The sequence below is a fragment of the Bacillus sp. SH7-1 genome, assembly GCF_008042405.1.
Taxonomy (GTDB): Bacteria; Bacillota; Bacilli; order Bacillales; family Bacillaceae_G; genus Bacillus_A; species Bacillus_A thuringiensis_N.
The window spans coordinates 131,533-154,914 of record NZ_QNUD01000007.1 but is presented as its reverse complement, the minus strand read 5'-3'; the positions used below and the strand labels follow the sequence as shown (position 1 = coordinate 154,914).

Here is a 23,382-nt window from a genome sequence, read left to right as displayed (position 1 = left end):
AGAAGAAAAGCAGCAACTTAAACAGTTGCTGCTTTCTCTTCTTCTTGCTCTTGTTCCATCTTACGAATTTCAACACGTTTAATTTGGTAAGCGTCTTTTTCTAACACTTTAAATTCATAACCTTCCGCCTCAACGTGTTGTCCTTCTTCGATTTCATGATTTTGCATCATAATCCATCCACCGATTGTATCCACATCATCTTCTTCGATGTGTAATCCAAATAAATCTTTCACTTCTGAGATAAGCACTTTTCCATCAACAATGATATGTTGCTCGTTCACATGCTGAATTGGTGGTGCTTCATCTTCATCATATTCATCACGAATTTCGCCGACGATTTCCTCCAAGATATCTTCAAGCGTTACAATCCCTGCTGTTCCTCCGTACTCATCATATAAAACAGCCATCGGAATTCGCTTCTTCTGCATTTGAAGTAATAAATCGTGAATTGGAGTCGTTTCCATCACTTCAATAATCGGACGCATATACGAGCGAATAGATGATAAATCTTTTTGATCCTCGGTCATATATCGAATAAAGAAATCTTTTACGTTGACCATACCGATAATATCATCTTTATCTTCTCCAAAAATCGGATAACGTGTGTATCGCTCATTTTGGATTACTTTCATGTGTTCTTCTACTGAATCTTCAAGGTAGAAACCAACGATTTCCGTACGCGGTACCATAATTTCTTTCGCAATGCGATTATCAAATTCAAAGATATTATTTACATACTTGTATTCAGCTTGATTAATTTCACCGCTTTCATAGCTCTCTGAAAGAATGAGACGTAACTCTTCTTCTGTATGGGCTACTTCATGCTCAGAAGCTGGTTTTAAACCGAATAAACCAGTTACAATACGTGCAGAACCGTTCAACACCCAAATAAATGGATACATGACTTTATAGAACATCATTAACGGACCTGCCAATAACAACGTTACTTGTTCAGCCTTTTGAATTGCCATCGTTTTCGGAGCTAATTCCCCTACTACAACGTGTAAATACGTCATTAGCATGAAGGCAAGACCAAATGTTAATACTGATGAAATAGAAGGATTTAAGTTCCATTTCTCAAATAACGGGTGTAATAACTTTTCGATTGTCGGTTCACCTAACCAACCTAATCCCATAGCTGTAACTGTAATACCTAATTGACAAGCAGATAAATATTCATCTAAATTTGTTGTTACTTTTTTCGCTGCTAAAGCACCGCGTTTTCCTTCCGCAACAAGCTGATCGATACGGCTTGAACGTATCTTTACAATCGCAAACTCTGCTGCTACGAAAAATCCAGTAAATGCGATTAAAATCGCAACCATGACTAAATTAAATATTTCCAATGAATCCCCTTAGTTAAAAAAACTAAGGTGTCCACCTCCTGTATACTATAATGTTTTCTTATTTGTTTCTTAGAAAACATAGCCCGATACAAAAATTAAAGAGGTCGGATTACACTTTTTTCTATAATAATAGAACAAGTGTCTGTATTAAAGCTGTCGTTTGACCAGATAAAGATTTCGATATTTTTTCACGTTGTGAATCAGTCAATTCATCTAAAAGCGGCTTTAACTCCGTTAACTCTGCTTCTAATCGATGAATATGGTCTGTCACTTCATTCACTTGTTTCGAAACGTGTTCATTGATACCGAGCAGCTTCTTCTTCTCCTCGATTTTCTCTTTAATCTCACAAAGCGGCATATGCATTTCTTTGCACTTCTCAATAAATTGTAATGTCTCAAATGCTGTTTCGTCGTAATAGCGATAATTAGATTGAGATCGCTCCGCTTTTAAGATACCTAGATTCGTATAATAATCAATCGTTCGTTTCGACACGTGAGCCATGAGAGCCAACTGTCCGATTCGATACACCTTCCCAACGATCTTCCCCCCTTGTTTATATTACTAACATCATACAATACATAAACTGTACAGTCAAACGTGACGGTTTATCGTTCATAATTTATACAAAATTACTAAACTATTACTTCATCACTACATTGTCTGCAACTTTTAACCTTTTTTATTAAAAAACATATCCTATTAATAATGATTGCTTGTATAGGAGATGATTAACATGAGAAAGACACTCATTTCTCATTTTTATAATGAAGAATACCTACTTCCATGGTGGCTTATGCATCACACAAAAATATTTGATCACGGCATATTAATTAATAGAGGTTCTACAGATCGTTCCGTTGAGATTTGTAAATTATTTGCTCCCAACTGGGAAGTACGAAATTCAAAATTCCTTGATTTTGACCCCACTAATACTGATATGGAAGTAATGGAAATCGAAAGAGAAGTTTCAGGTTGGAAGATGGTATTAAATACTACGGAATTTCTTTGTTGTAACAATGTAGAAGAATTTTTCTCTTCACTTCATATGCTAGGTCAAAATATGTATGCGATTAGAATGATTGTCATGATTGATAAGCATGATTATCATTATTCAAAACTAAGATATTCTATTCCTTTAGTAGAACAACGATATCACGGGCTCTTTCCTTATAAACCAGAAATCAGCTGTGCCTGGAGATTTATACACAATCACCTTGATGGCGCATATTTACCTGGTAGACATTTTACTCGGCATCAACCTATCGTTTATAACTCCCCTTCATTTATTGTTAAATTTTATTTTAGCCCTTGGAACGAACATGCAAAGGCAAGAAAATTACAAATAACACCTACCCTTTCAAAAAAGGGCATTCGAATGGGACTTCAAACACATTATGGTCTGTCCCCTGAGCAACTCGAAACTCGATTTTTAGAGCTTAGTAACATAACACAAGATCTACGTAATCACCCTGAATATCAACAATTATTCCCTAAATTTAAACCTTAATATTTCTCACATCATCATTTTCCACACATTTTTACGCACTTAGTCAAAAACAAAACCATTTGCATACAATATGAATACTGTATATATAATAAATTTTTATTTTAGGAGGAAAAAATGAAAGCTGTTATTCTTGCTGGTGGATACGGGACAAGGATTGGGGAAGAAACACATTTAAAACCGAAACCTATGATTGAAATTGGAACAAAGCCCATTTTATGGCACATTATGAGTTTGTATAGTCATTACGCCATTACTGAATTTATTATTTGCTTAGGCTATAAAGGATATGCAATTAAAGAGTTCTTTCTAAATTACAACCTACACATGTCAGATTTCACGATACATTTAAGGGATAATACAATTACTAGCCATACTCATCATGTAGAACCGTGGAAAGTTACACTAATCGATACTGGTGTAAATACCGAAACGGGAGGACGAGTGAAAAAGATTCAAAATTTTGTTGGAGACGAACCTTTCTGCCTCACTTATGGCGATGGATTAAGTAACGTAAATATAAAAGAACTTATTGCATTTCATAAAAAACACGGCAAAATGGCAACTGTTACAGCCGTACAACCTCCTGGTAGATTCGGTTCTCTCATATTAGATAAACAGTCTGTAACATCCTTTCAAGAGAAGCCACTCGGGGATGGCGGATGGGTTAACGGTGGATTTTTCGTTTTAAACCCTGAAGTTTTCAATTACATTAGTGGCGATAAGTCTGTTTTTGAAACAGACACTTTAGTTCAGTTAGTAAACAAAAACGAACTATCAGCATATCAACATACTGGTTTTTGGCATCCGATGGATACATTGCGCGATAAAAATAAATTAGTCGAGCTATGGGAAAGTAATAACGCTCCATGGAAGGTTTGGTAATATGGCTTCATCATCTTTTTGGAATAAGAAAAAAGTATTTATTACGGGACATACTGGATTTAAAGGTTCCTGGCTCACCCTTTTCTTAACTTCTTTAGGTGCAGAAGTAGTTGGCTTTTCTTCTCATCCCCCATCCATCCCTAACCTTTTCGAACAAGGTAACGTAGCACAAGAGTGCATAACAATTCATGGCGACATTACAGATTACGATTCTTTATTCCACGCCCTAAAACAACATAATCCTGACATACTATTTCATTTAGCAGCCCAGCCAATCGTCACCACTTCATATAAAAATCCTATCGAAACATTTAAAACGAATGTTTTAGGCACTGTTCACATATTAGAAGCGGCAAAACATATAGAAAGTATACGTGGTATCATTAATGTTACAAGTGATAAATGTTATGAAAATGAGGGGAGCGGTAACCGGGCATTCGTGGAAAGTGACCGGCTAGGAGGTTTCGACCCTTATAGTGCTAGTAAAGCTTGCGCTGAACTAGTGGCAACATCCTATCAAAAATCATTCTTCCGCACTAATACACAGAAACTCGCCTCAGTAAGAGCAGGTAACGTCATCGGCGGTGGTGATTGGGCAGAAGACCGATTATTCCCAGATGTCATTCGTGCATATTTAAAAGATGGTACATTAACTATTAGAAACAAAAACGCTATTCGCCCGTGGCAACACGTATTAGATCCTTTACATGGCTATATCCTTTTAGCTGAAAAACTTTGGACAGACGCTGCATATGCAGAAGCGTGGAATTTCGGTCCGCTGAACGAACCTAACCGAACAGTTCATGACGTCATTCAATCTATAATAAAATTATGGAATAAACCATTAACAATCCTTTCCCCTCCTACAAACACTCCTTATGAATCACCTATTTTAACACTCGACAGTACAAAGGCAGTAAATAAACTCGGTTGGACACCTAAGTTATCAACAGATCATTCTATCACTTGGACTGTTGATTGGTACAAAAAATATGCATTCGGTGAAAATATAGAATCTTTCACGCGGCAACAAATCGATGCATTCAAAAATTTATAAGGGGGCTATAAAATGGAACAGAAAAAATGCCGTTTTTGCCACTCATTACTCACAAACACTTTTTTAGATTTAGGTGTTTCTCCTCTCGCCAACTCATTTGTCACTCCAGAAAACTCATATAAAATGGAACCTTTTTATCCGCTGCACACATTTGTTTGTCACTCTTGTTTACTTGTACAATTAGATGAATTTGAATCTCCGCACAATATTTTTCATGACTATTTATACTTTAGCTCTTACTCATCAAGCTGGCTACTGCATGCTAAAAAATATGTAGAAATGGCGATTAAGCGCTTCCACTTAAAGAAACATTCAAAGGTGGTTGAAATTGCGAGTAACGACGGGTACTTATTACAATACTTTCAAAAAGAACATATCGAAACGTTAGGAATTGAACCAGCAAAAAATGTAGCAGAAATTGCTATCCAAAAAGGAATTCCTACTGAAGTGAATTTTTTCAGCAACGACTTAGCAAAAAAATTACCGCAAGCCGATTTAATCGTCGCAAATAACGTATTAGCACACGTTCCGAACTTGCATGATTTTGTTGCCGGTTTAAAAACGTTATTAAAACAAGATGGCACGATAACAATTGAATTCCCTCACTTACTAAACCTCATATCCTTTAAACAGTTTGATACGATCTACCATGAACACTTCTCCTATTTCTCACTTATAAGCCTTCAAAAAATTTTAGCTCATCATCATTTACAAATTGTCGATGTAGAAGAACTTTCAACACACGGTGGTTCCTTACGGATTTTTGTAAACCATCTAAGTGACCAATCCTCTATCCATTCCAATGTTGCAAAAATAATTCAAAAAGAAATAGATCATGGGCTAGATACATTAGATTGCTATCTCCTTTTTTCTAAACGCATCGAACAATTGAAAATAAATATTTTACAGTTTTTTATCGAAGCGAAAGCTTTAAACAAACAAATTATCGGTTATGGTGCGCCAGCTAAAGGGAACACCCTTTTAAATTATTGCGGGATAGGAAAAGAATTTCTAGCTTATACAGTCGATAAAAACCCTCACAAACAAAATCTCCTTCTACCAGGTACCCGCATTCCAATACAATCTCCAGAAGAAATAAAACGTACAAAACCTGATTACATTCTCATACTTCCTTGGAATTTGAAAGATGAAATTATGAAAGAATGCTCTTTCATTCGTGAATGGGGCGGCAAATTTTTAGTAACAATACCAGAAGTTGAGGTAATTGAGCCATGAAAAAAATCCTTGTAACAGGCGGTAGCGGATGGATTGGTAAATATGTTGTACATTTTCTTATACAAAAGGGCTATGAAGTGCACGCCACTTACAATACAAATAAACCCTCTTACCTTTCTTGCCATTGGCATAAAGTAAACTTACTTTGCGATAAAGAAATAGAAAAACTCATTTACGACATGAAACCTAGTCATCTCATTCATTTAGCTTGGGAAGCAGTGCCTCCAGCGTGTTATGTATCCATTAACAATTACTATTGGCTTACATCCAGCATCTCATTGATTCAACACTTCACAACATGCGGCGGAAAGCGAGTCATTGTTGCAGGTACTGGCGCAGAATATGAATGGTTTAACGGCGTATTATTTGAAGATTCACCGCTCCTTTCCTATAAAACCCCGTATTCATTATGTAAAAACGCACTACACTCCTGGCTACAAACGTACGCCGAACAAACAGGCCTCAGCATTTGTTGGGGCCGCATTTTTCATCTATATGGCCCTCACGAACAAGGGAATCGGCTCGTTTCTAACATTATCACTTCTTTATTAAAAAATGAGGAAGCACTATGTACACATGGAAAACAATCAAGAGATTTCCTCCATGTGAGCGACGTCGCTGACGCTCTCGTAACAGTATTAGAACATGGCGTTACAGGCACAATCAACATCGCTTCTGGTCAATCTGTACAAATTAAAGAATTAGCTTCTATCATCGCTAAAAAGATAGGAAAAGAACATTTAATTAAACTAGGTGCAATCCCTTTCTCTAAAGATGAACCTTTATTCGTCGGGGTTAATGTAGAACGTTTAAAAACTGAAGTAAACTGGAAACCAACATACGATCTGAATACAGGAATCGAAGAAACAATTTTATGGTGGGAATCATTTATACAAAAACATAACGATATGCATCACTAAAACGTAAATCCTTCGTTCCTCTCGCTAATTCCTTATACCATTCTTCTAATCTTTCCGGCGTAATAATATGATGCGTACCCATTCCTCCATGCTTACTAGCTTCAGAAAGAGTCGGACCAATTTGTAACTTTCTTTTTCTCATCGCATCGTTCCACGGACTAAACCCAAACCATAATATACAAGCAAGAGGCGGATAAATCATCGATTCATGCGCGGATAAATGTCTTCCAACCGTATAACTTCCGTGTTCATGATTATGAATAAATCTACCTCTTCTCCACAACGGCCAATCTTCTGGTAAATAACCATGAAATCGCTGTTTCATTAAAGGTAGTCCAAAGTTAAGGTCCGGATAACTGTAGTTAGGGTCATCTACCATAATAAGCCCTTCCAACCAATACATCCTCCCTCCCAATTCATTTAGTGACTTCCAAAACTGATTTTTATCTTGCACACAAAGAAACTCAGTCGTATTTAAAATCATTTTCCATCCTTGTACTTCTTGTTCTACCCTCATCACTTCATGATCTGTCGCATATGCATCAAACTCTGGATTTACAGAATCTCGTACTTCCCAGTGTGGCGCGAATTTTTTACAAATTTCAACCGAACGATCTGTTGAGCCTTTATTAATTAAAATGCCATGATCAAACAGTTTCGTATGATGAGCAAGCCACCACGGTAATAAATACTCTTCATTGTAAAAATGCGAAATAACGGTTGTAGTTATAACAATCTCCTCCACTTTCTCTATTAATCTACTTTTTCATCCTACTCTTAATATACTTATCAATTATGTAATTGGTTTCTTTTATTTAAAAAATATGTTTTTCTACCATATACTATACTATGCTTTCTTACACAACCACCATTTCCATTTTCTAAAGAAACATCCTAATAAACTGAAAATTAAGTTATAATATCATTATAAAATTATGAAGGAGGAATGTACGCATGTACTACAACACTTCATTCGAAAACGATCAACCTGTAGGCCGTCTATAAACTAAGACGGGCTTATAACACATACACTATGCCTCGTCTTAGGGAACTCATATTACCCTAAAAATAGACGGAGGTACTTCAAATGAAACAAACCATTTTAGGAGCTATATGTTTATCACTAGCAGCTAGTATATGGGGCGGTATGTATGTTGTTAGCAAATACGTACTCGACTTTATCCCGCCACTAACACTCGTTTGGCTACGCTTTATCATTGCTTTTGTTGTTTTGTATATGATTTTAAAAATAGCTGAGAAAAAGCAAAAGAAAACAGTAACCATTCGTAAAAAAGATTGGCTATTATTCGCTTGGATTGGATTTATCGGATATTTCATTTCGATCACTTGTCAATTTATCGGAACAAAATTATCCGACGCTCATACAGGATCTTTAGTAACATCAGCTACACCTGCATTTATGGTTATATTTGCAGCGATCATTTTAAAAGAAAAACTAACCGCTCGTAGATTCTTATCTACCATCATAGCGACAATCGGTGTCATTATCGTAATCGGATGGGATATTGAAATTGGCTCCTATTTTATCGGTACAATCATATTAGTTGGAGCAGCTATTACGTGGGCTTTACTATCCATTTATGTGAAGATTGCTTCCACTCGCTTCTCATCTTTAGTTATTACAACGTATGCCATATTCTTTTCACTCTTTTTCATTACACCTTTTATGGTATGGGAATTCCAATCAAGCCCTATTGAACATGTGAATATGTATGTATTATTAGGCGTACTTTATTTAGGAATTGTCTCAACGGCAGGTGCCTTTTTCCTTTGGAATAAAGGATTAAAATTAATGGACGCAAGCATCGGTTCGTTATTTTTCTTCTTCCAACCTATCGTGGGATCGTTGCTTGGTTGGTTTCTATTAAACGAAACATTGAGTAGTAACTTTTTTATTGGTGGTATTCTTATTATATGTAGTGTTTTTATTACTACTTTTGAAAAGAAATAACAAAACAGGCAGAGATTCTTAGTCTCTGCCTGTTTTTATACACTCTTTACGCACCCCAATGCGATGGACGAGACAACATTTTCGGCAATTTCGTATGTTTGTCCCCTCTCGCCGCATTAACTTGAACTTGCGTCAGAAAAATACTATTTGTAAAATCAGTCCCGCGAATATCTGCATCTCGCAAATCTGCTCCGATGAGATCTGCTCCTCTTAAGTCTGCACCATTTAAGTTAGCCGCAATTAAGTAAGCTCCTCTTAAATTCGCCCCTTGTAAATCTTTCTTTTTCAGATTTGCTCCCATAAGGTCTGCTCCGCGGTGAATGATTCGTTTCTTACGCGCAGCATTCATTTCCTTCCAAACTAGCTCACTCGTTTCTAAAAGTAAAGTATTTACTTCTGCACGATGTAATGGAATATTTACTTTCATTAACTCGTCCGCATTTAAATTTGAAAGTCGCTCTGTCTCTTCAATCGCTTTACTTAATTCTTTATGAATCGATTGTGTCGCCTTCAATAAAATAGCCTCATTTAAATACCAAAGCATTTCATGAAGTTGATGCATAACTGGAAAAGCATCATACATTTTCCTCGCATGCTTAGCATCTTTCCGCCAATCAATCCCGTTAAATGTAACTTGAGAAATCTTCTGTCCAGCGCCGAAACATTCAAATACTGTACAACCTTTATAACCTTTTCCTCTAAGATCTTTATGTATGCTACATTTATAATCTGACTGTAAATTAGAACATGGTTTACCACCATCTTTATTCACCGCAAAATCTACCGATGCTGCGAACGGTAACGCCACGCAACATAAACCGAAGCATTTTTCACAGTTTGCTTTTAAATGATCGTTATGATTAGTCAAAACGTATACCCCCTGTTGTCTTTTGACTATTTCATAATATTCTAACTGCATGAAATAATCAATTTAAAAATAAACGAGCGCCTTTCATTTCAAATCATAACTTTATCATTCTATTTCCTTTCAATTGAAAAGGACTAACTCTGCCCATTGAATTATAATTAAATTATAAATATTCAAACTAAAAGGAGAGTTACTATGGCACTACAAATGAAAACAAACTGTCAAATTTGCAATCAATCGCTGGAGCAAGATTCTGAAGCATACATTTGCGTGTATGAATGTACATTTTGCGCACCATGTACAGAAGAAAGACATAACGTTTGTCCAAACTGCGGCGGCGAGTTAGTACGTAGACCGAAAAAGAAACAATAAAAAGCAAAGTGATATCGCTTTGCTTTTTATTGTTTTCTGAGTATATGAAATTATATCGAACACAACTTAAATATTTAAAAACTTCACACAAACAGGCTCTGGCACAGCAACGTCAGATTGTAAAAATGTTAACTTACCTGTAGATTCATCTCTTGAAAATAGTACTAGATTATGTGACTTTTCATTTGTAGCAACAAGGAACTTTTCAGTAGGATCTAATACAAAGTCTCTTGGCCAATTTCCTTCTGTAGATGTGTGTTCCACAAATGTAAGCTCACCTGAGTTTTGATCCACGCTATAAACAGCGATACTATTATGTCCACGATTACCTGCATATACAAAACGGCCGTCAGAAGAAATATGGATAGCACTTCCTTGACTATTTTCATCAAATTGTTCTGGAAGAGTAGAAATATACTGTACCTCTGTAAAGGATCCTTCTTCCGAGTTATATGTTAACACAATAACCTCTGAACTAAGCTCCGTCATCACATACGCGTACTTTCCATTCGGGTGAAAAGTAATATGTCTCGGACCACTCCCTGGATTTACAGATAAACTATTCACTTCTGTTAATGTACTATCTTTTATTTCATACGTAATTAATTTATCTATTCCTAAATCTACACCCACCACATATTTTTCATCAGGAGTATAACCCGCATAATGTGCATGTGGTTTTTCTTGTCTTTCTTTATTCGGACCTGAACCTTCATGTGCCATAATAGATGCGGCAGGATTTACAGTTCCATCTTCTTCATTTACTTCAAAAGACTCAATCGTTCCTTTATGGTAATTCGCTGTAACTACTGTGTGATTTCCACTATCAACACTAATATGACAAGGAGAAGCACCTTCTACTACTTGTCTATTTTCTTCCTTTAGCTCCCCAGTTTTACTATCAATTGAATAAGCAGCTACACCGCCAGATTCTCCTTCCTTAACAACGGAATAGAGATATTCATTATTTCTGTTAATCGTTACATATGTAGGGTTATCCAGCTTAGCCGCAAGTATTACATTACTAATTTTCTTTGCTTCCGTATCTAAAGTAAACTTATATATTCCTTCACTGTTTTCTTTCGTGTAAGTTCCAACATATCCAATAAACTCTTTGTTATCCTTCATTTTCATAACCCTCTCTCCCTATATTTTTCATACATCGTACTTTTTAAAATATTTTATGTTGAAAGAGTATCCTAAAAAAATTGGAGTACCTCTTTATACGTTACCATATTTCTCTGCTAAATAGCTTTTAAACCCACTTTTTTTGGTACGCTGCTATACTTTCATATTCTTCTTCCAATTGACGGGACAGACGAATATAGATTGGTGTTAAATCTTTATATTTTTCCACACTTTCCATGTTTGGCTCATGGTGGAAATTCGCACCTACCATTTCAGAAACTACATGCAACGTATCTATTTCACCTAAACTATATAAACCGAGGATTGCAGCTCCTAAGCAAGAGCTTTCAAAACTTTCCGGAACATATACGTCTTGATGGAAAATATCTGCCATCATCTGTCTCCAAAGTTCCGATCTTGCAAAACCGCCTGTCGCTTGAATTTTTTTCGGTTCGCCAATTAGTTCTTTTAAAGCGAGAAGAACGGTATATAAATTATAAATTACCCCTTCTAAAACAGCACGGATAAGATGTTCTTTCTTATGATGCAATCCAAGTCCAAAGAAAGATCCTCGTGCATTTGCATTCCATAAAGGAGCTCTTTCCCCCGCTAAATACGGATGAAATAATAAACCGTCGGACCCCGGATTCACTTTTGCTGCTATTTCAGTAAGCACTTCATATGGATCTTTTCCTAAACGCTTCGCAAGCTCAATCTCTGAAGTGCCTAATTGATCACGAGCCCACCTGAAAATCATACCACCGTTATTAACTGGTCCACCAATTACCCAATGGTCTTCAGTTAAGGCGTAACAAAAAATTCTACCTTTCGGATCTGTTACAGGACGATTTGTTACAGCACGTATCGCGCCGCTTGTACCAATTGTAACAGCCACAACCCCAGGATCTATTGCATTTACACCTAAATTGGATAGGACTCCATCACTCGCTCCTACTATAAAAGGAGTGGAAACAAGTACATTCATCTCATGTGCGAGTTCTTCATCTAATCCTGTTAAGCTGTGCGTCGTTGGAACAAGTTTAGAAAGCTTTTCATCTGTAATTCCCGCAACATGTAAAGCCTCTTCATCCCATTTTAAAGATTTCAAATTAAACATTCCTGTTGCTGATGCTATAGAATAATCAATTACATACTCCTTATATAACTTATAAAAAACATACTCTTTAATAGAAATAAATTTATAACTTTTCGCGAACAATTCTGCCTGCTCATTCTGTAACCAAACTAATTTCGAAAGTGGTGACATGGGGTGAATTGGTGTCCCAGTACGCAAATAAATTTCATGACCATTCATATCATTCTTTATTTTCTCTGCCCAGCTTGCACTTCTATTATCTGCCCAAGTGATACATCTCGTTAACGGCTTTCCCGTTTCATCTACAGCAATGATACTATGCATTGCCGAACTAAAAGAGACACATAGAATATCATTCGGCTGTACATTACTTACTCGTACAGTTTCTTTAATCGTATTTATTACTGCATGAAAAATTTCTTCTGGGTCTTGTTCTGCTGTTTCAGGCGTAGGAGAATATAAAGGATATTCAATTCCATGACTTGCAATAACAGACCCATCAGTAGAAAATAGAACTGATTTTGTACTAGTTGTCCCAATGTCTACACCAATCATATATTTTGAGCTCACCATTTCTTCCTCCTAACAAAAATCCCTATAGTATCCTAATAATATAAAAACCATAAAAATACATTTATTTTATCTATTCATAACGTTGTGTGCTAAAGTTGTCTTTCTAAATTCATATAAAAGTATCCTTATTTTAAACAAACATATCGAGTAATAAAACTCCTCCAAAAGCGATAAATGAAAGTAATGTTTCTAATACTGTCCATGTTTTAAATGTTTCTTTCACTGTTAACCCTAGATATTCTTTTACCATCCAGAATCCAGCATCGTTTACGTGTGAAAACATTAATGCTCCTGCACCTGTTGCGATGACAAGTAATTCTAAATTCACACCTGTCGTATTTTCAACGATTGGCGAAACGATACCCGCTGCTGTTGTTAAGGCGACTGTCGCTGATCCTGTCGCAATTCGAATTAATCCAGCCACCATAAATGCTAATACTATTGGAGATAGAGCTAAATGCTCAGACATTTGAGCAATAGCATTACCTACACCACTATCGATAAGAATTTGCTTAAATCCGCCGCCAGCACCAATAATCGCAACAATTGAACCGATTGGTAATAAGCTATCTTCTGTTACCTTCTTAATAGCCTTTTTATCGATACCTTGACGAAATCCAAGAAAATAAAACGCTGCAAAACATGCAATCAATAGCGCAATTATAGGACTACCGATTAATGTGACAATCTTCATCAAAGTAGTAGAAAGAGGCACATAAGGAGCTGCTGCAGCTAAAACCATTAACAGAACAGGTAACAAAATAACTAAAAATGAAACTCCTATTCCTGGTAATTTCGTTGATTTTGTATTTACACGAATCAATTCTGGCTCATTTTCAGGAATTACACGTTTGTGAATCCATTTAGCGAATATAGGACCAGCAATAATCGCTGCAAAAAATGTAATAATGAGTGAATACAATAGTACCTTCCCAAGGTTCGCTTTATAAATACCAATTGCAACAATTGCCCCTGGATGCGGAGGAACAAGGCCGTGTACAACAGATAATCCAGCAATTGCTGGTAATGCTATCAATAGAATATTTTGTTTCGTTGATTTATGAATAGAAATTACTAACGGCAATAATATTAAAATGCCTACTTCAAAAAACACCGGAATTCCAATAATAAAACCTGCAATTAACATCGCCCATGGTAAGTTTTTTATTCCAAAGGATTTAATAAAGAACTCTGCCACTTGCATTCCTGCACCTGATTCTGCCATCATTTTCCCTAAAATTGTACCTAAAACTAAAATACCTACTAAATGCCCGAGAACACTTCCGACTCCCGTTTCATAAGCACTCACTATTTTATCCATAGGCATTCCAGACATAATTGCTAAAAACAAACTTGCAATCGTTAAACTAATAAACGCATGCCATCTCCACCACGACACCCCTAAAATAACAATTACAATCGATAATAATGTAATAATTAAAAGATACATATTCATACTCAATTCCACCTAACCCTTTATGTAAACCCTTTCAAAATTACTTTATAATTAAGAGAACCTATATAGTTCTTTCTTGAGTAAAAGATACATTTACATATTGATATACACTTAAAAAGCAGATTCACATCATAATGATTTATATAAAAAGAATCTCCCTTATCAGAGATACACTTTAACCCATCTCTCTAATAAGGGGATTTCTCTTTCATAATTATAATGTTATTGTGATAAACGCTTCACGTGAGCAACTTTTCCTTCTTCGAAAGTGAATGACACTTTCTTCTCTTGCTGTTTTCACGTAGTAAGACTCCAAACTCGGGATCCAAGTTAAACGATGAAGTTACCTAGGAATCTGTTCTCTCATGAAAAGCAATTTTCGGAAAGCCTCCTTCACTTTCATATATTATAATTTAGGTGCTTTTGCCCAATCAGCAGCGAACTTTTCAATACCTTGATCTGTTAATGGATGCATAGCAAGTTGCTCAATTACTTTATAAGGAATTGTTGCAATGTGAGCACCTGCCATCGCTACACGAGTTACATGATCTGGGTGTCTGACAGAAGCTGCAATAATTTGTGTATCTAATTGATGAATATCGAATAATTCAGCAATTTTCGCAACTAAGAGCACACCATCTTCAGAAATATCATCTAAACGTCCTAAAAATGGAGAAACGTACGTTGCACCTGCTCGAGCAGCTAAAAGTGCTTGGTTCACCGTGAAAATAAGTGTAACGTTCGTTTTAACACCTTTTTCAGTAAGATAGCGACAAGCTTCTAATCCTGCTAGCGTCATCGGAAGTTTAATTGTAACTTTTTCATCGCCACCGTTAATTTTAATCAGTTCTTCTGCTTGAGCGATCATTTCTTCAGCTGTAACAGCATCTGGTGTTACTTCTGCCGAAACAGATTCAACTTTAGGTACTGCCTGACAAATTTCTGCAATACGATCTTCAAACTTAATGCCCTCTTTTGCTACTAAAGACGGGTTCGTTGTAACACCAGCTAAAACTCCAAGTTTATATGCTTTTTTTATGTCCTCAAGATTTGCAGTATCAATAAAAAACTTCATGATCTATTCCCTCCATTTTTTAAACGTCAATGAGTTAAATTTTTAAGATGTTTATTTCTTTTCTACAGCATGTCCGCCAAATTCATTGCGCAGAGCTGCTACAACTTTTCCTGTAAATGTATCATTGTCTAATGAGCGATAGCGCATTAATAACGACATTGCGATAACAGGAGTTGCTGTTTGAAGATCTAATGCTGTTTCTACTGTCCATTTCCCTTCACCAGAAGAATGCATAACACCCTTAATTTCATCCAGTTTTGCATCTTTAGAAAATGCATTTTCTGTTAATTCCATTAACCATGAACGGATTACTGAACCGTTGTTCCATACTCTTGATACTTTTTCATAATCGTAGTCAAATTCACTTTTCTCTAGAATCTCAAATCCTTCGCCAATAGCAGCCATCATACCGTATTCAATTCCGTTGTGAACCATTTTTAAGAAGTGACCACTACCAGCTTTTCCAGCATATAAGAATCCATTTTCTACAGCAGTATCACGGAAGATAGGTTCAACGATGTCCCAAGCTTCTTGATCTCCTCCGATCATGTAACAAGCACCATTACGAGCGCCTTCCATTCCGCCAGAAGTTCCTGCATCCATAAAGTGAATGCCATCTTTCTTTAATTGTTCATATCGGCGGATAGACTCTTTATAATGTGAATTACCCGCTTCAATTAAAATATCTCCTTTTGAAAGCAATGGTGTAACCTCATCAATAACAGAATCAACAACAGCGTGTGGTACCATTACCCAAAGAATTCTTGGTGATTGTAATGACTGAACAAGTTCACTTAAACTAGATGTACCTGTAGCCCCATACTCTTTCATTTCTTCTACTGCGCTCGTATTTAAATCAAATGCTGCTACCTCGTGTTCATGATCCATTAAATTTTTCCCTAAATTTAATCCCATTTTACCTAAACCAATTAATCCTACTTGCATAATATAATTCCTCCTCAAATCATCTTTTATTAAAAATCCATATCACTACGATTTTGAATACCTTTCAGCACTGATAAGTTGATCTGTCCAGAAAGGTATTCACAGTCATAGCTTAAGAATTCAATACATTTTTTGTAATTTGAACAACATTTTCTGTCGTAAATCCAAATAGATTCATGACTTCAGCCCCAGTTCCTGAAGCTCCAAATGTTTCAATTGATAATATTTTTCCTTCTTGTCCTACATAACGTTCCCAACCGAGAGATACACCCATCTCAAGAGATACTCGTTTCGTTACAGAAGACGGAAGAACGGATTCTTTATATTCTTTCGATTGGTGATCGAATAGCTCCCAGCTTGGCATTGCAACGATGCGAACAGAGACATTGTCTTCTTCTAGTTTTGCTTTTGCACTAGCAGCTAAAGAAACTTCAGAACCTGTCGCAATTAAAATCACATCCGGATTTTCATTCGTTTGTATTAATACGTAAGCTCCTTTAGAAAGATTCTCTATGTTCGCTTTCGTTTCATTAAACACCGGTAAATTTTGACGGCTAAGTACTAAAATGACTGGACCATCCGTTTGCTGTAATGCATAAGCCCAAGCACTCGCTGTTTCATTTGCATCTGACGGACGAATAACTGTTAAACCAGGAATTGCTCGAAGAGCTGCCAATTGCTCAATTGGTTCATGCGTTGGACCATCTTCTCCTACAGCAATCGAATCATGTGTAAATACGTAAGTAACAGGTAACTTTTGCAATGCAGCCAGTCGAATAGATGGACGAAGGTAATCATTAAATACAAAGAATGTACTTACGAACGGTTTTACTCCTCCATGAAGTGCCAGCCCATTCGCTGCCGCGCCCATTGCATGTTCACGTACACCAAAGTATATATTTCGGCCAGCATACGATTCTACCGCATATACTGCTTCACCTTTTATATCTGTCATCGTAGAATGAGAAAGATCCGCACTTCCACCAAAAATAGAAGGAATCGATTTCACATAATGATTAATAGCTTCCCCACTTGCAACACGAGTTGAAATCGTTTTTTCAGTATCGAAGGATAAAATGTCTTTCGCTTCGATTAAAACCTCGCCTGTAATCGCTTTTTCTAATTCATCTGCTAGTGCAGGGTTCGATTCTCTGTATACGTTGAACTGCTCATTCCATTCGTTCTCTTTTTCAATACCTTTTTGTTTCAGTTCATTAAAATGAGCTGTTACTTCTTCAGGCACAAAGAAGTCTTCCTCATAATGCCAACCATACACTTGTTTTGTCGCTGTCGCTTCTTCTACTCCAAGCGGGTTACCATGTGCTTTGTTCGTTCCAGCAACTTTTGGACTTCCGTAACCTATAACGGTTCTAATCTCTATAAGAGTAGGTTGGTCCGTATTGTCTTTCGCTAATTGAATCGCTTTTGTAATCGCATCAACATCGTTTCCATCCTCAACTCTTACATATTGCCAATGTGCAGATTCTACCCTTTTCTGCATATCTTCAGAAAAAGCAATGTTTAATTCACCATCAAGTGAAATTTCATTTGAATCATATAGTACAATTAACTTGCCAAGTTTCATATGCCCTGCCATTGACATCGCTTCATAAGCGACACCCTCCATTAAGTCACCGTCTCCAACTAAAGCGTACGTATTGTGATCTATAATAGAGTGACCATCCTTATTGAACTTCGCTGCTAAATGAGCTTCTGCCATTGCCATTCCGACAGCATTTGCAATCCCTTGTCCTAACGGTCCTGTCGTCGCTTCAACTCCAGAAGTGTGACCAAACTCAGGATGTCCTGGTGTTTTACTATTTAACTTTCTAAAGCTTTTCAAGTCATCAATTGAAACGTCATATCCAGCTAAATGAAGTAAGCTATACAGTAAGCTCGATCCGTGTCCCGCTGATAAAACGAATCGATCACGGTTAAACCATTTCGGATGATTAGGATTATGATTTAAATGATTCGCCCATAATGCATAAGCCATCGGTGCTGCTCCCATCGGAAGACCTGGATGACCTGAATTTGCCGCATTAATAGCATCAATTGATAACGTACGAAGTGTATTCACTGCTAATTGATTTATGTTTTGTGTCATAGTAATCGTCCCCCTAAATGCTTTCATTTAAGAATATACTTATTTTTCCGTTTCTTGATCTAACCACCATTTAAATTCACTTTCTTGCAACAGTTCATTAGACGCCTCTGGACCATATGAACCAGACTCATATTCATGAAGCGGCAATAAGTTTTCCTCGAACGCTTCAAGAATTGGTTGTACCCATTCCCATGACAATTCAACTTCTCTCCAATGTGCAAAGAATGTAGCGTCTCCACTCACAGCATCATGAATGAGTCTTTCATACGCTTCAGGTACTCCCACATCCGCTTGCTCACAAGTAAAGTTAATACGCATCGGTTCAATTTCTCCATTTTTCAATGGATTTTTACTATTTAACTGTAATGAAACATTCTCACCTGGGCTAATTTCAATTATTAATAAGTTAGGTGCTGCATTTGGATTACTATCTTGATATTGCTGTTTTAACGTATTTTTAAATTCAATTACAATACGAGTGGACTTTTCTTTCATTCGTTTACCTGTTCGTATATAAAATGGAACGCCGGTCCAAAATGGATTATCGATCCACAAGCGAGCAGCAACAAATGTGTCTATGTTAGAAGAAGGATTTACTCCTGGTTCCTCTTTATATGCTACAACTTGCCCGCCTTTTATCTCTCCTGAAGCGTATTGACCGCGAACGATATGGTTTTGAACGTCTTCTTTTTTCACTTTACGAAGCGTCTCCATTACCTTTCGCTTTTCCTCTCGAATTTCACATGCATTAACCTTTTCCGGCAGATTCATAGCAGTCATCATTAATATTTGTAACATATGATTTTGAACCATATCTCGAATGGCTCCTGCCTGATCATAATATCCTGCCCTTTCTTCAACCCCAACTGTTTCACTCGCTGTAATTTGTACATTCGCTATATGTTCTTTATTCCAAATCGATTGTAAAACAGGATTTGCAAATTCTAATGCTTCAAGATTTTGAATCATCGGCTTACCTAAATAATGATCAATACGGTATATCTCGTCTTCTTCAAACGTGCGACTAAGCTTATCATTCAGCTCACGAGCAGATGTAAGGTCGTGCCCGAACGGTTTCTCAATCATTAGGCGTTTCCATCCATCTGTTTTATCAAGTCCGCTTTCCTTAATATTTAAAGCAATGGTCTCGAAAAATTCAGGAGCAACTGAAAGATAGAACATTCTATTACCTTTTATATGTAGTTCCTCTTCCCTTTCACGAACGACTTGTAATAACCTCTCATAGTCTTCCGGTTTACTCACATCTAATGGACAATAGCGAAAATTATCTAAAAAACTTTCGAGTTCCGGAGTACCTTCTTCCCTCTGACGAGAAAACGTCTCTATTGATTCTTTTATTCTTTCTTGAAAATCTTCATGAGATACTTGACGTCTTCCAAGCCCGATAACAGATATCTGCTTTGGAAGCTTTTGATCTCTATATAAGTTATATAGCGCGGGGTAAATTTTGCGTTTCGCTAAGTCCCCTGTCGCTCCAAATAAAACAAAGGTCATTGATTCCAATTTCAGTCCCCCTCTTGTTGTATAATCCTCGTCAATATACTAAAAATGAATTGTACAGAAGCTCATGTTTTTATAAAAAACAAAGAGCTATCTAATTCCAATTCTTTTTATACCTTTCGCTCTCTCATTGTCCCCAATATTAATAGTGGCAATTCAAAGCATTTCTACTGCAACTTACTTATTTATAGAACTTAACGAAATATTTTATATCTAATTACTTTTAGTAATTAAGTAATCTTATGTCTAATATATTAACCACATAAATTATTATCGTCAATAAAAATGTCTTGAATTAAATACTATTTATTTCGTAATACTTTTCTAAGTGTATTCCTAGTTACCATTCATTTTCAAAGATAATGATCAATATAATAAATATCAGTTTCATCAAAATCTTCAATTAATTTTCCGTTACACTCGTGAGCAGACGTTACATTATAATTAAAAGGCTTCTCTATAATAAGACGGTTTAATCCTTTTGTAGCCCACAATCCACTCTCTTTAATATTTAAAGCAATCACATTCAATACTTCTGGTACAACAGATAGATAAAACATACGGTTTTCAGGAATGTTTAATTCTGTTTCACGCTTTTTTACAAGGCTCAGCAAATTTTGATAGCCCACTATATTCGCTGTATCTAATTGACAATAACGAAATGTGCTAATAAATTCCTCTACTCCTGATTGGTCATCAGTAGATATTCTAGAAAATGTAGTAAGGGATTGTCCTACTATTGTTTGAAATTCCACATCTGACATTGCCCTTCTGCCAATACCGATAATCGAAATAGATTGCGGTATATTTTGATTACTAAATAGATTGTATAAAGCAGGATAAATTTTGCGTTTCGCTAAATCCCCTGTCGCTCCGAATAAAAGAAATGTCATTGAATCCATTTGCTATCTCCCTTTTAAAACAATTGCTAGAATAGAATATATAAGCTCATTCGCTACTTAGCACAATATTGTCTCTAAAACCTCATACTTTACCAATGTTTCTTCAATACAATTTTGCCAAGAGCACGTTCTGACTCACTTATGTGGTGTGCTTTTTTTACGCCTTCTACATGTAAAGGCAACACATGTGTTACAACAGGTTTAATCTTCCCACCCTCAATTAATTCTGTAATAAGAGAAAGTTCATATCCGTTAGGTTCAGTAAATATATGGTCACTCTGAATATTTTTCTCTCTTGCTATTTCAGTTTGTGGAATTTCCATACCTTTCGGACCATAGATAGACGCTAACTTTCCATTTGGTGCAAGTACTTTATAACTATCCTTTAGTACATCCCCGCCTAACACATCAAATACAATATTGTAATTATGCAGAAGTAAAGAAGAGTCTTCTGTTTTGTAATCAATGACAGTATCAGCGCCTAGATCCTTTACAAACTGCATGTTTTTCGTACTAGTCGTTGTTGCAACATGTGCACCGAAACTTTTCGCCAGCTGAATAGCAAACGTGCCAATCCCGCCAGATCCAGCATGAATTAAAACCTTATTACCTTTTTGAACATTAGCGAACTTCACTAAACTTTGCCAACTTGTCAAACCTACAAGAGGGATTGATGCTGCTTCTTCAAAAGATAGATTTCTCGGTTTTTTCGCGACATATTTCTCATCTACAGCCACGTACTCTGCATAAGTACCGTTTCGTTCAATATCTGGACGACTATATACTTCATCCCCCACTTTACATGCTGTAACGTTTGGCCCTATAGCAGCAACTACACCTGCAACATCCCATCCTAAAACGAGCGGGAAGTCATAAGAAATCACATCTCGAAGTAAACCTTCACGTATTTTCCAATCCACGGGGTTTACACCAGCTGCATATACTTCAATCAGTACATCGTTTTCTCCCAATAGGGGTGTTTTCATTTCAATCTCTTGTAGTACACTTTTATCTCCATATTGCATAAGTCCTATCGCTTTCATTCTTTACACTCCTTTACAATGCTGGAAAATGAGGTAGTACTTCTTCTCCTAGCTCATCTAACACTTCATTAGCCGGGCGTTGACCATCAAATAGAGCAAGGAATAAATGATTTACACCAATACTTTTATAAATATCAAGTAATTCAATTAGTGCCTTACGTCCTGTACGGTAACCTAAACGTATCGGCGTAGGACGTTCATTTGGATCTTCCGATAAGTCTAAATGCATCGGTTGGATAAATGGTTTGAATACATCTGGATGATAATCCTCTACTCGTTCTCTCCATTGTCCAATTGCTGCTGCTTGATGTACCGGACTACGTGGGTAATACATCCATCCATCACCATGTTCAGCGAACCAGTCCATATTTTGCTGACTAAAACCTGTAATAAAGGTTGGAACACGTTTAGACGGTTTTGGAACTAAATTTGCACCATGCACTTCTCCTAGTGTCGACTCAATTGTTGGGAAGTTTTTATACAAAATCTCTTCCAAGTAAGCAAACGCTTCTCTAAACTTTTCACCTCTTGTTTCATGACTAACACCTAACGCTTTAAAATCAGCACGTCGGTCACCGGACGAAACGCCGAGCATAATTCTTTCTGGAAACAGTTGATCTAATGTCGCAATTTCTTTCGCCACACGCAATGGATGGCGAAGTGATAATACAGTTGCCGACGTTCCAAATGCGATTTTCTCTGTTTTGCTTGCTAAATACGTTAAATAAATCATCATATCGTAAATTTGACCTGTTGCAGGATCACCAAAGTCAGGGTCTTGCAGTAAAACATCTCGAAGCCATACGCCTGTAAAACCATATTGTTCCGCTTTTTGTACCAACTCTACTTGTTTTTCCATCGTTGGAGCATGAAACTGATAATTTTCAATCGGAATGTGAACTCCTAATGTAAGTTGATCTTTCGCAAACATACGATTATATCCAAAATGATTCGCAAACTTTTCCATGTGTTTCACTCACTTTCCTTCATTCATATCAATCTATAGTTTTCTTTACTTTTCATATTTCTTCTCAAAATTCATGAGCAATACTGTAACACCACATTGTTGCCGATTGTCATCGTGATAACTTTCTTTGTGCTACGAGTGTTATTATAAATCGGTCATAACATGAATAACAGTACGTACTTTAAAGTGATGTAGGCACTTTTAAGTACCTATACTACATGCTTGCTTATCACTTTTAGCAATTAGTATGCTGCATAAAATAACAATTCCCCTTCCTTCAGCAACTTCCAAAGTTGCTTTTGCATGTGCGCTACACTATTTCACGTAATCTCCTTTTCTTTATAAAAATTCCTCAAACAAAATGATTGACTTGGAGTTGACTCCAAGTAATACACTTGAAGTGAAAGG

Annotated in this window: 21 protein-coding genes; 7 read left to right on the top strand and 14 right to left on the bottom strand. The window is 36.5% G+C overall.

Annotated elements, in window-relative coordinates:
- Nucleotides 1-17: 17 nt before the first annotated feature.
- Together DN390_RS07085 and DN390_RS07080 are read right to left on the bottom strand one after the other, a co-directional pair.
- Entirely contained in the window at nt 18-1,346 is a 1,329-nt protein-coding gene (locus tag DN390_RS07085; protein ID WP_060631624.1) for a hemolysin family protein, read from the bottom strand.
- Between the two features lie 121 nt (nt 1,347-1,467).
- Complete coding sequence (locus DN390_RS07080) at nt 1,468-1,875, bottom strand: MerR family transcriptional regulator (RefSeq protein ID WP_147806948.1); 408 nt, start codon at nt 1,873-1,875, stop codon at nt 1,468-1,470.
- Between the two features lie 196 nt (nt 1,876-2,071).
- On the opposite strand from DN390_RS07080, the gene DN390_RS07075 reads away from it, so the two are divergent.
- From DN390_RS07075 to DN390_RS07055, 5 genes are all read left to right on the top strand, one after another.
- On the top strand, nt 2,072-2,854 hold the full coding sequence (locus tag DN390_RS07075) for a glycosyltransferase family 2 protein (protein WP_147806947.1): 783 nt from the start codon (nt 2,072-2,074) through the stop codon (nt 2,852-2,854).
- A 114-nt stretch (nt 2,855-2,968) separates the two neighbouring features.
- Nucleotides 2,969-3,736 carry a glucose-1-phosphate cytidylyltransferase gene (rfbF, locus tag DN390_RS07070; protein ID WP_147806946.1) on the top strand — a complete coding sequence of 256 codons (768 nt, stop codon included), beginning with the start codon at nt 2,969-2,971 and terminating at the stop codon, nt 3,734-3,736.
- 1 nt (nt 3,737) lies between these two features.
- A complete protein-coding gene (gene rfbG / locus DN390_RS07065; protein WP_147806945.1) occupies nt 3,738-4,793 on the top strand; it encodes a CDP-glucose 4,6-dehydratase in 1,056 nt (351 codons plus the stop codon).
- Nucleotides 4,794-4,805: 12 nt separating this feature from the next.
- Nucleotides 4,806-6,029 carry a class I SAM-dependent methyltransferase gene (locus DN390_RS07060; RefSeq protein WP_147806944.1) on the top strand — a complete coding sequence of 408 codons (1,224 nt, stop codon included), beginning with the start codon at nt 4,806-4,808 and terminating at the stop codon, nt 6,027-6,029.
- Entirely contained in the window at nt 6,026-6,949 is a 924-nt protein-coding gene (locus DN390_RS07055; protein WP_147806943.1) for an NAD-dependent epimerase/dehydratase family protein, read from the top strand. The genes DN390_RS07060 and DN390_RS07055 overlap by 4 nt, the downstream gene beginning before the upstream one ends.
- On the opposite strand, the gene DN390_RS07050 is transcribed toward DN390_RS07055, so the two are convergent.
- On the bottom strand, nt 6,918-7,694 hold the full coding sequence (locus DN390_RS07050) for a glycosyltransferase family 2 protein (RefSeq protein WP_060631630.1): 777 nt from the start codon (nt 7,692-7,694) through the stop codon (nt 6,918-6,920). The genes DN390_RS07055 and DN390_RS07050 overlap by 32 nt on opposite strands.
- 342 nt (nt 7,695-8,036) lie before the next feature.
- Here DN390_RS07050 and DN390_RS07045 point away from each other — a divergent pair, with 342 nt between their 5' ends.
- Complete coding sequence (locus tag DN390_RS07045; RefSeq protein WP_147806942.1) at nt 8,037-8,921, top strand: DMT family transporter; 885 nt, start codon at nt 8,037-8,039, stop codon at nt 8,919-8,921.
- A 46-nt stretch (nt 8,922-8,967) separates the two neighbouring features.
- Here the strand turns inward: DN390_RS07045 and DN390_RS07040 are convergent, their stop codons facing one another.
- A complete protein-coding gene (locus DN390_RS07040; protein ID WP_147806941.1) occupies nt 8,968-9,789 on the bottom strand; it encodes a pentapeptide repeat-containing protein in 822 nt (273 codons plus the stop codon).
- 195 nt (nt 9,790-9,984) lie between these two features.
- Between DN390_RS07040 and DN390_RS07035 the strand changes: the two genes are divergently transcribed.
- On the top strand, nt 9,985-10,161 hold the full coding sequence (locus tag DN390_RS07035) for a DUF1272 domain-containing protein (protein WP_001207878.1): 177 nt from the start codon (nt 9,985-9,987) through the stop codon (nt 10,159-10,161).
- A 66-nt stretch (nt 10,162-10,227) separates the two neighbouring features.
- Here DN390_RS07035 and DN390_RS07030 read toward each other — a convergent pair whose 3' ends face one another.
- The 10 genes from DN390_RS07030 to DN390_RS06985 all read right to left on the bottom strand — a co-directional run bounded on the left by DN390_RS07030 (nt 10,228) and on the right by DN390_RS06985 (nt 22,974).
- A complete protein-coding gene (locus DN390_RS07030; protein WP_147806940.1) occupies nt 10,228-11,295 on the bottom strand; it encodes a lactonase family protein in 1,068 nt (355 codons plus the stop codon).
- 121 nt (nt 11,296-11,416) lie between these two features.
- Nucleotides 11,417-12,958, bottom strand: coding sequence for a gluconokinase (gene gntK, locus DN390_RS07025; RefSeq protein ID WP_147806939.1), 1,542 nt, complete (start codon nt 12,956-12,958; stop codon nt 11,417-11,419).
- 130 nt (nt 12,959-13,088) lie between these two features.
- On the bottom strand, nt 13,089-14,414 hold the full coding sequence (gene gntP / locus DN390_RS07020) for a gluconate permease GntP (protein WP_147806938.1): 1,326 nt from the start codon (nt 14,412-14,414) through the stop codon (nt 13,089-13,091).
- A 406-nt stretch (nt 14,415-14,820) separates the two neighbouring features.
- Nucleotides 14,821-15,489 (bottom strand): fructose-6-phosphate aldolase, encoded by a 669-nt coding sequence (gene fsa, locus DN390_RS07015; RefSeq protein ID WP_000667675.1) that lies wholly within the window; start codon nt 15,487-15,489, stop codon nt 14,821-14,823.
- A gap of 51 nt (nt 15,490-15,540) precedes the next feature.
- Nucleotides 15,541-16,434: a phosphogluconate dehydrogenase (NAD(+)-dependent, decarboxylating) gene (gene gnd, locus DN390_RS07010; RefSeq protein WP_128975203.1), complete on the bottom strand. Its 894-nt coding sequence runs from the start codon at nt 16,432-16,434 to the stop codon at nt 15,541-15,543.
- Between the two features lie 112 nt (nt 16,435-16,546).
- Nucleotides 16,547-18,541, bottom strand: coding sequence for a transketolase (gene tkt, locus DN390_RS07005; protein WP_147806937.1), 1,995 nt, complete (start codon nt 18,539-18,541; stop codon nt 16,547-16,549).
- Between the two features lie 39 nt (nt 18,542-18,580).
- The gene (gene zwf, locus DN390_RS07000; RefSeq protein ID WP_128975205.1) at nt 18,581-20,065 is read right to left on the bottom strand and encodes a glucose-6-phosphate dehydrogenase; all 1,485 of its coding nucleotides are present in this window, start codon (nt 20,063-20,065) and stop codon (nt 18,581-18,583) included.
- Between the two features lie 350 nt (nt 20,066-20,415).
- A complete protein-coding gene (locus tag DN390_RS06995; protein ID WP_147806936.1) occupies nt 20,416-20,964 on the bottom strand; it encodes a glucose-6-phosphate dehydrogenase in 549 nt (182 codons plus the stop codon).
- An 89-nt stretch (nt 20,965-21,053) separates the two neighbouring features.
- Nucleotides 21,054-22,007 (bottom strand): NADP-dependent oxidoreductase, encoded by a 954-nt coding sequence (locus tag DN390_RS06990; protein ID WP_147806935.1) that lies wholly within the window; start codon nt 22,005-22,007, stop codon nt 21,054-21,056.
- Between the two features lie 13 nt (nt 22,008-22,020).
- Nucleotides 22,021-22,974: an LLM class oxidoreductase gene (locus DN390_RS06985; protein ID WP_087970380.1), complete on the bottom strand. Its 954-nt coding sequence runs from the start codon at nt 22,972-22,974 to the stop codon at nt 22,021-22,023.
- Nucleotides 22,975-23,382 lie beyond the last annotated feature (408 nt).